At 37.1% G+C, this 11,642-nt stretch carries 11 protein-coding genes; all 11 read left to right on the forward strand.

Annotated elements, in window-relative coordinates:
• Positions 1–113: 113 nt before the first annotated feature.
• The 11 genes from C0430_RS00560 (at position 114) to C0430_RS00610 (ending at position 11,638) form a co-directional block, all read left to right on the forward strand.
• Positions 114–827 (forward strand): tRNA threonylcarbamoyladenosine dehydratase, encoded by a 714-nt coding sequence (locus tag C0430_RS00560; protein ID WP_290864301.1) that lies wholly within the window; start codon positions 114–116, stop codon positions 825–827.
• Positions 828–913: 86 nt separating this feature from the next.
• Positions 914–1,282 (forward strand): four helix bundle protein, encoded by a 369-nt coding sequence (locus tag C0430_RS00565; protein ID WP_290864303.1) that lies wholly within the window; start codon positions 914–916, stop codon positions 1,280–1,282.
• Positions 1,283–1,400: 118 nt separating this feature from the next.
• Positions 1,401–2,327: a geranylgeranylglycerol-phosphate geranylgeranyltransferase gene (locus C0430_RS00570; RefSeq protein WP_290864305.1), complete on the forward strand. Its 927-nt coding sequence runs from the start codon at positions 1,401–1,403 to the stop codon at positions 2,325–2,327.
• Positions 2,320–2,904, forward strand: coding sequence for a Maf-like protein (locus C0430_RS00575; RefSeq protein ID WP_290864307.1), 585 nt, complete (start codon positions 2,320–2,322; stop codon positions 2,902–2,904). The genes C0430_RS00570 and C0430_RS00575 overlap by 8 nt, the downstream gene beginning before the upstream one ends.
• A 12-nt stretch (positions 2,905–2,916) precedes the next feature.
• Positions 2,917–3,447 (forward strand): mechanosensitive ion channel domain-containing protein, encoded by a 531-nt coding sequence (locus C0430_RS00580; protein ID WP_290864309.1) that lies wholly within the window; start codon positions 2,917–2,919, stop codon positions 3,445–3,447.
• 109 nt (positions 3,448–3,556) lie between these two features.
• The gene (locus C0430_RS00585; protein ID WP_290864311.1) at positions 3,557–6,082 is read left to right on the forward strand and encodes a PIG-L family deacetylase; all 2,526 of its coding nucleotides are present in this window, start codon (positions 3,557–3,559) and stop codon (positions 6,080–6,082) included.
• Between the two features lie 125 nt (positions 6,083–6,207).
• Positions 6,208–7,929, forward strand: a complete 1,722-nt coding sequence (locus C0430_RS00590; RefSeq protein WP_290864313.1) for a sodium:solute symporter — start codon at positions 6,208–6,210, stop codon at positions 7,927–7,929.
• A 406-nt stretch (positions 7,930–8,335) separates the two neighbouring features.
• Positions 8,336–9,316, forward strand: coding sequence for a GTP 3',8-cyclase MoaA (moaA, locus tag C0430_RS00595; protein ID WP_290864332.1), 981 nt, complete (start codon positions 8,336–8,338; stop codon positions 9,314–9,316).
• A gap of 56 nt (positions 9,317–9,372) precedes the next feature.
• Entirely contained in the window at positions 9,373–10,548 is a 1,176-nt protein-coding gene (locus C0430_RS00600) for a molybdopterin molybdotransferase MoeA (protein ID WP_290864334.1), read from the forward strand.
• Positions 10,549–10,570: 22 nt separating this feature from the next.
• Complete coding sequence (locus tag C0430_RS00605; RefSeq protein ID WP_290864336.1) at positions 10,571–10,903, forward strand: LysR family transcriptional regulator; 333 nt, start codon at positions 10,571–10,573, stop codon at positions 10,901–10,903.
• Positions 10,904–10,906: 3 nt separating this feature from the next.
• Positions 10,907–11,638: a sulfite exporter TauE/SafE family protein gene (locus C0430_RS00610; RefSeq protein WP_290864338.1), complete on the forward strand. Its 732-nt coding sequence runs from the start codon at positions 10,907–10,909 to the stop codon at positions 11,636–11,638.
• Positions 11,639–11,642: the final 4 nt, after the last annotated feature.

Raw genomic sequence — 11,642 nt, forward strand, 5'->3', positions numbered from 1 at the left:
TTGTACTGTTTTTGTTTTTAAAGTAATGATTTAAAACGAATTGTTGGAATTTCAGAATCTCAGGAATCCTAAACAAAAAAAAACTAAACAATAAACAATAAACCCAAAAAGAAATGGCAGAATGGACAGAGAGAGCCGAGCTCTTATTTAAAGCAGAAGGATTAGACAAATTAAGAAACTCCAATGTTTTAGTCGTGGGATTGGGAGGAGTTGGTTCCTTTGCCGCCGAATTTTTGGCAAGAGCCGGAGTGGGAAAAATGACGATTGTCGATGGCGACATTGTAGATATTACCAACATCAACAGACAATTGCCTGCTTTGCATTCGACAGTGGGACAACCCAAAGTGACCATCGTTGGCGACCGATTGATGGACATTAATCCAGAATTGAAATTGACTAGAATTCGCGAATTTTTATCACCGGAACGTGCCTTCGAAATTGTTTCGGAGGAGTTTGACTATGTTTTGGACTGTATTGACAGCATAACTCCAAAACTGAATTTAATCATTGCTGCCAAGCGAAAAAGAGTCAAAATTATTTCCTCGATGGGAGCTGGAGGAAAGATGGAAGCTTCCAAAGTGAAGGTTGCCGATATTAATAGCACTATAAATTGTTTCTTGGCAAAAACCATTCGCCGTAGATTGAAAGAATTTAAAATTGACAAATTGAAAGTCGTATTTTCGTCGGAAATTCAAGATAATAGTAGTTTGAAAATGACTGATGGTTCCAATTTTAAAAAATCTTTTTACGGAACAAACAGTTATATGCCGGGATTATTTGGCTTGTATGCTGCTGAAACGGTGATTCGATATTTGCTAAAGAAATAGTGGTCAGTGATCAGTGAACAGTGTTCAGTGTTCAGAGTATCAAAAAAGCAGTATTCATTGGAAAAAATAATCTAAAAAAACAATTTATGAGATTTCAAGACTTATTAGTCTATCAGAAATCATTTTCATTGGCAATGAGAATTTTTGAAATGACAAAATCATTTCCCAAGGAAGAAATGTATTCTTTGACTGACCAAATTAGGTGTTCTTCGAGAAGTGTTCCTGCTAATATTGCAGAGGCATATCGGAAAAGGGTTTATCCTAAAAATTTCCATAGTAAATTGACGGATTCGGATGCTGAAAATTCTGAGACTCAAGTTTGGCTTGAATTTTCATTCAAATGCAACTACATAAATGCAACTGTTTATAATGAATTGTTGAATGAAAGCAATGAAGTAGGAAAATTAATTAATTATATGATTCTAAATCCTCAAAAATTTGGAGTAACCATTTAATAGTGTTCAGTATTCAGTATTCAGTATGTGTTACCACTAACCACTACTAGTTTATTCCAACAATTGAACACTGAACACTGAACACTGAATACTGACCACTGAATAATAATCACTAAATATGAACTACCTTAAACTAATTCGCTACCAAAACCTTTTAATGCTGGCATTTTTGCAGTTTATTTTTAGATATGGTTTTCTCGGATTGCAAAATATTCCTTTGGCTTTGGCTGATTGGCAATTTGGTATCTTGGTTTTGGCAACGGTTTTTATCGCTGCTGGAGGTTATATCGTCAACAATATTTTCGACGTGGAAACCGACACAGAAAACAAGCCAGAAAACGTCATCGTGGGCAAGTTCATTTCCGAAACCAAAGCATATAATCTCTACATTGGTTTTACCGTTATTGGTGTGGTGATGGGATTTTATTTGTCGAATGTAATCAACAAACCTAGTTTTGCAGCCATATTTATCATCATTGCGGCGACGCTTTATTTTTATGCGACGAGCTTGAAACAAAGCTTGCTTATTGGCAATTTTATCGTGGCTTTGTTGCTTTCGTTTAGCGTGATTATCATTGGGATTTTTGATCTGTATCCTGTAACTTTTGAGGAAAACAAGGCTGTTATGGGACTGCTTTTTGGCATTCTTTTGGATTATGCCATTTTTGCTTTCATCATTAATTTTATCCGAGAGATTGTTAAAGATTTGCAGGACGTGAATGGCGATTTCAATCAGGGAATGAATACGTTGCCGATTGTTTTTGGAGTGAAACGAACTGCAAAACTGGTTTTTGTCTTGAGTTTCATTCCAATAATTTGCATTATTAATTACATCAATGTCAATTTGTTTTCGGCGGGATTGTTATATGCAACGCTATTCGGATTGATTTTTATATTGGCGCCATTATTATATTTTACAATTAAAATTGGGTCGGCGACAAAAACGCAAGATTTTCATCATTTGAGTACCGTTTTAAAATGGATTTTGTTCTTCGGAATCCTTTCTATCGTGGTCATCAGTCTAAACATAAAATACAATGCTTAAAAATAAATTACAAAAATACAAGCTGATTTTGGCTTCGGGTTCACCAAGACGCCAGCAATTCTTCAAGGATTTGGACCTGGATTTTGAAATCCGTTTGAAAGAAATCGAGGAAATTTTTCCACCGGAATTAAAAGCCGAAGAAATCACCAATTATTTGGCGGAATTGAAAGCCAACGCCTTTGAAGGCGAATTGAAAGCTAATGAAATCCTCATCACCAGCGATACCATAGTTTGGCACAACAATAAAGCATTGGGCAAACCAAAAGATGCGCAAGACGCCTTTGAAATATTAAAATCATTGTCGAATGCGACTCATCAAGTAATTACCTCGGTTTGTTTTAAAACCCCTACAGATTCAACTTTGATTTACGAAGTGACCCAAGTCACTTTCAACGAATTGAGCGATGAAGCCATTCGATATTACATAGAAAACTACAAACCATTTGACAAAGCGGGAGCTTATGGCATCCAGGAATGGATTGGTTTTGTGGGTGTTTCAAAAATAGAAGGTTCTTATGCCAATGTGATGGGAATGCCAACCGATAAAGTTTACGAATATTTGAGTAATTTAGCATAAAAACAAGAGGCTATGGTATTTTTCAAAGATTATGCTCAAGAAATAATTGGCACCGGAATTCTATTGGTTTTGGTAATGTTGTCACGACTAATTGTTTCAAAATTGGTTAGAAGTTTTGCCAAAAGAAGCCAAACCATAGAAAAAAGAACCCGATTAGTGCTTAAATACATTCATTTGTTAATGAATATTATGGCTGTAATCGCTTTGATAATCATTTGGGGAGTCCAAACAAAAGATATTTTCATAGTGATTTCTTCCATTACCACAGTCGTTGGCGTGGCCATGTTTGCCCAATGGTCTATTTTGAGCAATATTACGTCAGGAATAATTTTGTTTTTTTCTTTTCCGTATAAAATTGGGGACTTTATTTTCATTCACGACAAAGATTTTCCCATTGAAGCCGAAATCGAGGATATTGGAGCTTTTCACGTGTATTTGAAAACCAAAAAAGGGGAAATAATAGTCTATCCCAATAATTTGATGTTGCAAATAGGAATAACAATTTTAAAACATCCTGAAGAGCAAATCGAGTTTACGGATTGATTTAAAGTGGCATCAAGTCGTTCCTTTTTCCCAAAGAAAATGTAAAATACTATCCAGAAATTCATTTAATTACTACATTTGGACTAATTGCCAATTAAATTCCAGAAAAATGCAGAAAGTCTTGATTCAATCTCTTGTTATATTCCTTCTTTCTTTCCAAATAATAAAGGCACAACAACCCCAAAAACCAAACTCCGTAGAAATTTACAACCAAATCCAGAAATTGAATTTCTTGGGTTCCATACTTTATGTGGCAGCTCATCCCGATGATGAAAATACCCGATTGATTTCTTATTTTTCCAATGAAACCAATGCAAGAACGGCCTATTTATCCTTGACACGAGGCGATGGTGGACAAAATTTGATTGGACCACAATTGCGGGAATTACTGGGAGTTATCAGGACGCAGGAATTGATGGAAGCCCGAAAAATTGACGGTGGAGAACAATTTTTTACGCGTGCCAATGATTTTGGTTTCTCCAAAAATCCGGAAGAAACATTGGAAATTTGGAACAAGGAAAAAGTGCTTGCCGACATCATCTGGACCATCAGGAAATTTCAACCCGATGTCATCATCAACCGTTTTGACCATCGAACGTCGGGAAACACGCACGGACATCATTCGGCATCGGCAATGTTGAGTGTGGAAAGTTTTGAAAAAGCCAGTAATCCCGCTGTTTTTCCAGAGCAATTGGGTTTGGTACAACCTTGGCAAACCAAACGCCAGTTTTTTAATCCATCGTGGTGGTTTTATGGAAGCAAGGAAAAATTTGCCGCCGCCGACAAATCTAATTTTGTCACAATCGAAACGGGTGTTTATTATCCATCTGTAGGGAAATCAAATCAGGAAATCTCGGCCTTGAGCCGCAGTTGCCATCAATCGCAAGGTTTTGGTAGCACGGGAAGTCGGGGTGAGGATATCGAATATTTGGAACAAATAAACGGTGATGTTTTAAAAAATAAAGTTGATGTTTTTGAAGGAATAGACACTTCTTGGAATCGCGTGAAAGGAGGGAAATCCATTGGAGAATTACTTTCTAAAATAACTTCAGAATTTGATTTCAAAAATCCCTCGGCAAGTATTCCAGATTTGGTAAAAGCCTATTCGATGATGCAAGCTTTGGATGAAAATCATTGGAAACCCATCAAATCCGAAGAGATAAAAAATGTCATTGCGTCTTGTGCGGGATTGTATCTGGAGGCTCGTGCCAACATTCAAGAAATTACGCCGGCAAACAAACTATTGATCAGTGTCGAAGCGATAAACAGAAGTCCAATCGCCATACAATTGACAAGCTTGACCACTTTGCCGGATTCTAAAAATACTGTTCAAAATTTAGTGTTGAATAATAATGTTTTGCAAAACATAAATCTTGATTTGCAACTCCCTGCAACGATGGAATACACGCAACCGTTTTGGCTGAAAGAAGAAGGAACAGAAGGAATGTACACGGTTGCCGACCAGAAAAACATTGGAATTCCGGACATCATTCGAGAGGTGAAAGTGGTTTTCAATATGCAAATCAATGGGGTCAAAATTCCGTTTGAAAGAACCGTAATTTACAAACACAATGACAAGGTAAAAGGGGAAGTTTATAATTATTTAGACATAGTTCCCGACCTAACCACCAGTATTTTGGATAAAGTATCGCTTTTTGCAAACATCAAAAAGAAATACATTGCCGTAAAAATCAAGGCAGGAAAAGATGCGGTGAAAGGCGATTTGCAACTCGAATTGCCTAAAAATTGGACTGTGGTTCCTAAATCGATACCTTTTAGTTTAGATCAAAAAGGAAAGGAACAAACAGTGTATTTTGAAGTGACTCCGCCAAATTCACAAGAGGAAGCCGTGGCCAAAAGTGTGGCCATTATCGATGGCAAACGATACGACAAGGAGCAAATCATCATCGATTTTGACCATATCACCAAACAACAAGTATTGCAACCGGCCGAAGCCAAGTTTATTCGACTGGATTTAAAAACAGAAGAGAAAAAAATTGCCTATATTATGGGAGCCGGCGATGAAGTACCCAATAGTTTGATGCAAATGGGATACAAAGTGACTTTGATCAATCCAGAAGAAATCACACCCGAAAAAATGGAGGGTTTTGATGTTGTGATGACCGGAATTAGGGCTTTTAACACAATCGAAGCATTGGCAAACAAACTAAATATTCTTTATGATTTCGTGAAATCGGGAAAAACAATGATTGTACAATACAATACTCCCGATTTAGTATATCAAATTGCGCCTTTTTCCATGAATCTCTCCCAGGACAGGGTTACGGACGAAAATGCAGAAGTTCGATTTTTGGCACCGAATCATCCTGTTTTAAATTCGCCAAATAAAATTACTGCCAAAGATTTTCAAGGCTGGAAACAGGAGCAAGGCTTGTATTATCCCAATTCATTTGACAAAGCATTCACGCCGATATTGTCATCCAATGACAAACGTGAAAGTCCCAAAGATGGCGCATTGTTGATTGCTCCCTACGGAAAAGGGCATTATATTTATACCGGATTGAGTTTTTTTAGGGAATTGCCGGAAGGCATTTCGGGAGCTTATAAATTATTGGCCAACATGATATCCGTGAAATCGACAGTGACCATTCCCGCTGAAAAAGGCAAACTTTAAAAAGAATCAAATTATGAAAAATAAAAAAGTGGATACTTGGAAAAAAAGTTACACCTGGGTTCTGGTGGCCAATGGTGTTTATATTTTGATTTTTTATTTTTTAATGAAATTATATTCCTAAAATTATGCAATTATTCGATTGGATTGTGCTTGTTGTGACCTTGCTGTTTATCGTAATTTACGGCGTATGGAAAACCAAGGGAAGCAAAAATGTGGAAGATTACATTTTGGGCAGCAACGAAACGCCTTGGTACACCGTGGGGCTTTCGGTTATGGCGACACAGGCCAGTGCGATTACTTTTCTGTCGACTCCGGGACAAGCTTATCATGACGGAATGGGCTTTTTGCAGTTCTATTTTGGACTGCCCATTGCCATGGTGGTTATTTGCTTGACTTTTATACCATTATACCACAAATACAAGGTGTTTACGGCTTATGAATACCTTGAAAAAAGATTTGATTTAAAAACCCGTTCGCTTGCCGCCATTTTGTTTTTGGTGCAAAGAGGTTTGGGAACAGGTTTGACCATTTATGCGCCAGCGATAATTTTGTCGGCATTGTTGGGTTGGAATTTGACCGTGATGAACATCGTGATTGGTGTTCTGGTAATCATTTATACATTTTCGGGTGGAACCAAGGCTGTCAATGTTACCCAAAAACAACAAATGTTCGTGATTATGTCCGGAATGTTTATCACTTTCTTTTTGATTTTGTATTATTTGCCTAACGACATGACCTTTACCAGTGCCTTGCATATTGCTGGTGCCAATGACAAAATGGATATCGTGGATTTTTCATTTGATCCGGAAGAAAAATATACTTTTTGGAGCGGAATTACCGGTGGATTTTTTCTGGCCTTGGCTTATTTTGGTACCGACCAATCGCAGGTGGGACGCTATTTGTCGGGGAAGTCGGTTCGGGAAAGCCAAATGGGATTGATCATGAACGGTATTCTCAAAGTACCGATGCAATTTTTTATTTTGCTTACCGGTGTCATGGTTTTTGTGTTCTTCCAATTCAATCCGGTTCCTTTGAATTTTAATCCAAACAACAAAGCAATAATAGAAAAATCTCCTTTCAAGAACGAATATCATTCCTTGGAAAAACAATTGGAAGCCCTTTCCGAAGACAAGAAAGTAATCAATTTGTTATACATTGACCAGCTCAACCAAGATTATGACAACCCAATTCTTCGAAAAGAATTGGTTGGATTGTCCAGCAAGGAAAAGGATTTAAGGGATCGTGCCAAGGAAATCATTACGAAAGCCGATAGCCGTAGCGAAACAAATGACAAGGATTACGTGTTTTTTCACTTCATATTGCACTATTTGCCCAAGGGTTTGATTGGCTTGTTGCTTGCGGTAATTATTTCGGCTGCGATGTCATCCACGGCTTCGGGATTGAATGCATTGGCATCGACCACGGCCATCGATATTTACAAGCGCAATGTAAAGGAAGAAAAATCGGAAAAGCATTATGTGAACGTGACCAAATTTTTCACGCTATTTTGGGGAATTGTCGCCATTCTTTTTGCCAGTATCGGAACATTGTTCGAAAACTTGATTCAATTGGTCAACATCATCGGTTCTATTTTCTACGGAACGGTTTTGGGGATTTTCTTGGTAGGTTTTTATATAAAATACGTGCAGGCAAAAGCTATTTTTTATAGTGCGGTCATTAGCCAGGCCACCATTTTTATCATTTATTATTTTGCCATTTTCATCTATCCAAGTGGCGAAGAAAAACTGGGTTATTTATGGCTCAATTTTATCGGGGCTTTGCTGACCATTGTATTGTCAATTATTGTGCAGGCCATTTTTAGAAATGAAAAAAGGAGTATTGCCTAAATATTTTTTTTTGGAATTTGAATATCATTAAACTGTCTTTTTTGAGACAGTTTTTTTGTTTTAGAACTAACTTTCTTTAAATCATTTGATTAAAAAAATTTTTCCACGCAAAGAGAAAACAGGACAAAATCATCTCTTTTTTGTAAATTTTATCTCATTAACAATTTATTTAAAAAAATGATTGTTATTTTCAAAAACAGTGACTTCAAAAAAAATGTTTTTTGCCATTGAAATTTGAAGAAAAATCTTTTTAAAATAATTTGATTAAGAATCAACGAAAATACTTGAAATACTATGCTTCTAATTGACTAATTTGAATATAATAGCTTAATTTTAAATCGAAATAGTTCGCGTACAAATGTTGCCAAGCCTCACAAATAGGCAAGAAAACAGAAAAAAAATAATTATGTTGAAAGATAATTTTGGGAGAACACACGAATACCTTCGGATTTCGCTTACCGATGTTTGCAATTTCAGGTGCCAATATTGCATTCCGGACGAGAAAACCTCTTTTATGCCTTCTTCCAGGTTGATGACGGTCGATGAAATTGATACTATCGCCCGAGAATTTGTAAAATTGGGAGTCCAAAAAATACGTTTGACCGGTGGAGAACCTTTGGTTAGAAAAGATGTTGCCCAAATTTTATGGGCACTTTCGAAATATCCAATAGAACTCACTTTAACCACAAACGGTTTGCGAACCAATGAATTTATTGACGTTTTTAAAAAAACTGGAATAAAATCCATCAATATTAGCTTGGACACACTCGATAAAGACCAATTTTTCAGCATTACCAAACGCAATGTTTTTGATAAAGTTTGGAACAACATCCAGCAACTTATCGACGAAGGTTTTCACGTAAAAATAAATACGGTCGTGATGCGTGATTTTAATGATGCTGAAATTCTCGATTTTATCGAATGGACAAAAAAACACCCCGTTCACGTGAGATTTATTGAGTTTATGCCTTTTGATAAAAACCAATGGAACACACAGAAAGTGTTTAGTTATCAGGAAATTATGGATAAGGCTGCAACAAAATACAGTTTTATCCGAATGAAAGACGGTATGAATGAAACTGCCAAAAAATTCAAACCCTTTGGCCACGAAGGTACTTTTGCCGTTATCAGTACGATGAGCGCACCGTTTTGCGGGAATTGTAACCGAATGAGACTCACCGCCGATGGTAAAATGAAAAATTGTTTGTTTTCTAAAGGCGAAGCCGATATTTTGTCTGCATTACGAAATTCAGAAAATATTGTGCCAATAATAAAACAATGTGTGGCCAGTAAAGCAGAAGCCTTGGGCGGACAATTTGAAGGCGATTACACCAAAATTGATACCACCAAAATTACCAACAGAAGTATGATCAACATAGGCGGATAACCCTTTTTTTTGAACATCGTTATTCCTTTTTTGGCATATCGAAAAAAATGATGCAAATGATAAATGTAAAAGACGCAAAACAGCTAATTGATGAAAATTGCTGTTCTCAAAAAGTGAAAATGGTAACCTTGCTGGAAGCCAATGGAAGCATTTTGGCACAACCTGTTCATGCAGTCATGGACACGCCGCCTTTTGACCAATCGGCGATGGATGGCTATGCTTTTTCCTATGAAAATTGGGATAAAAAAAGCCATTTAAAGGTAATTGGCGAAATACAAACGGGTAATTATTCTACTGAAAATGTGCTTGCCAATGAAGCGGTTAGGATTTTTACGGGAGCGCCCATTCCGCCCGGAACTGATACGGTTGTGATGCAGGAAAAAATCAGTCGGAACGAAAATGAGATTCAAATTCTAGATACTTTTTTGATCAAAGGAGCCAATGTTCGACCGCAAGGTTCACAAACCAAAAAGGGAGAATTAGCGCTGCAAGAAGGACAATTATTGTCACCGGTTGCGATTTCTTTTTTAGCCGGAATAGGCATCAGTAAAGTGAAAGTTTTTTCGAAACCGACTGTCAGCATTATTGTAACGGGGAAAGAACTAGTTAAATCCGATGACACGATTACCGATGGAAAAATTTTCGAATCCAACTCCATTGGTTTAATTGCGGCATTGCAACAATTAGATATAAATCCAGTTTCGGTTGAAGTGGTTGATGATGTCGAAGCAGAAATTGAAAAAGCCATTTCGAATCAATTGACTTCCGATATTCTCATTCTTACAGGCGGTGTTTCGGTGGGCGATTATGATTTGGTTCCCGCTTCTTTGGAGCAATGTGGGGTTCAAAAAATATTCCATAAAATCAAACAAAAACCAGGAAAGCCCTTTTATTTTGGGCGTTTCAACCAAACCTTGGTATTTGCTTTACCCGGAAATCCTGCGGCGGTCATGAGTTGTTTTTATGAATATGTGGCCCAGGCCATCGGTCATTTTACTAAGAAAGAGTATTTTAAAAAAAGAGCGTTTCCATTGGCCGAAGATTTTAATAAAAAAGCGGGACTTACTTATTTTCTAAAAGGAAAAATGGGTGAGAAAGCCGTGACGGTTTTGAACAATCAAGAGAGTTACAAGCTGAATTCTTTTGCCGTGGCAGATTGTTTGGTTGAATTTGATGAAGAGGGCGAGAATTTCAAAAAAGGAGATTTGGTCAATGTTAGAATGATTTTATAAAGCTTTTTTAAACTAAAAAACGATGAAAAATTTAATAATCAAAGGACATCTTTCGATAGAAAACAGCAAGGGACATTTGATGGGAATGGGCAAAAAAGAATTGCTCGAAAGAATCAGGGAAACAGGTTCTATCAGTGCTGCTGCCAAAGAAATGCAAATTTCCTACCGACACGCTTGGGAGATGATAAAAAAAATCAATTCCATTTCAGACAAACCCATTGTCATAAAAAACACGGGAGGTTCCAGTGGTGGTGGCTCCATCGTTACAAAAGAAGGGGAGGAGTTGATTGCCTGCTACATCAAATTGAATGCTGCTTTTGAGGAATTTAAAGAACAAATCTGTAAAACAATTTGATATATGTACCAAGAGATTTTGTTTTACGTGTTGTTGGCATTGGTCGCTTTTCTCTATTCTTCCGTGGGACATGGCGGAGCAAGCGGATATTTGGCCTTGATGGCCTTCTTTTCATTTGCGCCGGAAACAATGCGTCCTACGGCTTTGTTGATCAATATTTTTGTTTCTTTAATCGCTTTTGTTCAATATTATCGTGGTGGTTTTTTTAAATGGAATTTGTTTTGGCCCTTTGCGCTAGCTTCTTTTCCGGCGGCATTTGTCGGGGGAATGATAAGTGTTGATGTTGGTTTGTATAAAAAAATACTGGCGGTACTTTTGCTGTTTTCAGTGGCAAGATTATTGGGGATCAAATTCAAAAGGGCAACATTCGATGTAAAGCAAAACCTCTACCTCGCACTTTTGATTGGAGCCATCATCGGATTGTTTTCAGGAATGATGGGAATAGGTGGCGGCATTATTTTGAGTCCCATAATTTTACTCATGCATTGGGCAGACATGAAAAAAACAGCCGCAGTTTCGGCCTTGTTCATTTTTGTTAATTCAATTGCCGGTTTTGCCGGTCTTTTTGCCAAAGGTTTCGAATTTAAAACTGAAATGGGAGTAATGATAGTCCTTGCTTTAATGGGTGGAATTGCAGGTTCTTATTATGGTGCCAATAAATTTAAAAATGATTTTTTGAATAAAATATTGGCTCTAGTCTTGATTATTGCATCCATAAAACTAATTGTTGCCTGACGAT

The organism is Flavobacterium sp., assembly GCF_013823965.1.
In the GTDB taxonomy this organism is placed as follows: domain Bacteria; phylum Bacteroidota; class Bacteroidia; order Flavobacteriales; family Flavobacteriaceae; genus Flavobacterium.

What these genes read in the sequence shown, in the direction of transcription:
- C0430_RS00560 (WP_290864301.1), top strand. Translation starts at nt 114, where the DNA reads ATGGCAGAATGGACAGAGAGAGCCGAGCTCTTATTTAAAGCAGAAGGA.
- C0430_RS00565 (WP_290864303.1), top strand. Translation starts at nt 914, where the DNA reads ATGAGATTTCAAGACTTATTAGTCTATCAGAAATCATTTTCATTGGCA.
- C0430_RS00570 (WP_290864305.1), top strand. Translation starts at nt 1,401, where the DNA reads ATGAACTACCTTAAACTAATTCGCTACCAAAACCTTTTAATGCTGGCA.
- C0430_RS00575 (WP_290864307.1), top strand. Translation starts at nt 2,320, where the DNA reads ATGCTTAAAAATAAATTACAAAAATACAAGCTGATTTTGGCTTCGGGT.
- C0430_RS00580 (WP_290864309.1), top strand. Translation starts at nt 2,917, where the DNA reads ATGGTATTTTTCAAAGATTATGCTCAAGAAATAATTGGCACCGGAATT.
- C0430_RS00585 (WP_290864311.1), top strand. Translation starts at nt 3,557, where the DNA reads ATGCAGAAAGTCTTGATTCAATCTCTTGTTATATTCCTTCTTTCTTTC.
- C0430_RS00590 (WP_290864313.1), top strand. Translation starts at nt 6,208, where the DNA reads ATGCAATTATTCGATTGGATTGTGCTTGTTGTGACCTTGCTGTTTATC.
- moaA (WP_290864332.1), top strand. Translation starts at nt 8,336, where the DNA reads ATGTTGAAAGATAATTTTGGGAGAACACACGAATACCTTCGGATTTCG.
- C0430_RS00600 (WP_290864334.1), top strand. Translation starts at nt 9,373, where the DNA reads ATGATAAATGTAAAAGACGCAAAACAGCTAATTGATGAAAATTGCTGT.
- C0430_RS00605 (WP_290864336.1), top strand. Translation starts at nt 10,571, where the DNA reads ATGAAAAATTTAATAATCAAAGGACATCTTTCGATAGAAAACAGCAAG.
- C0430_RS00610 (WP_290864338.1), top strand. Translation starts at nt 10,907, where the DNA reads ATGTACCAAGAGATTTTGTTTTACGTGTTGTTGGCATTGGTCGCTTTT.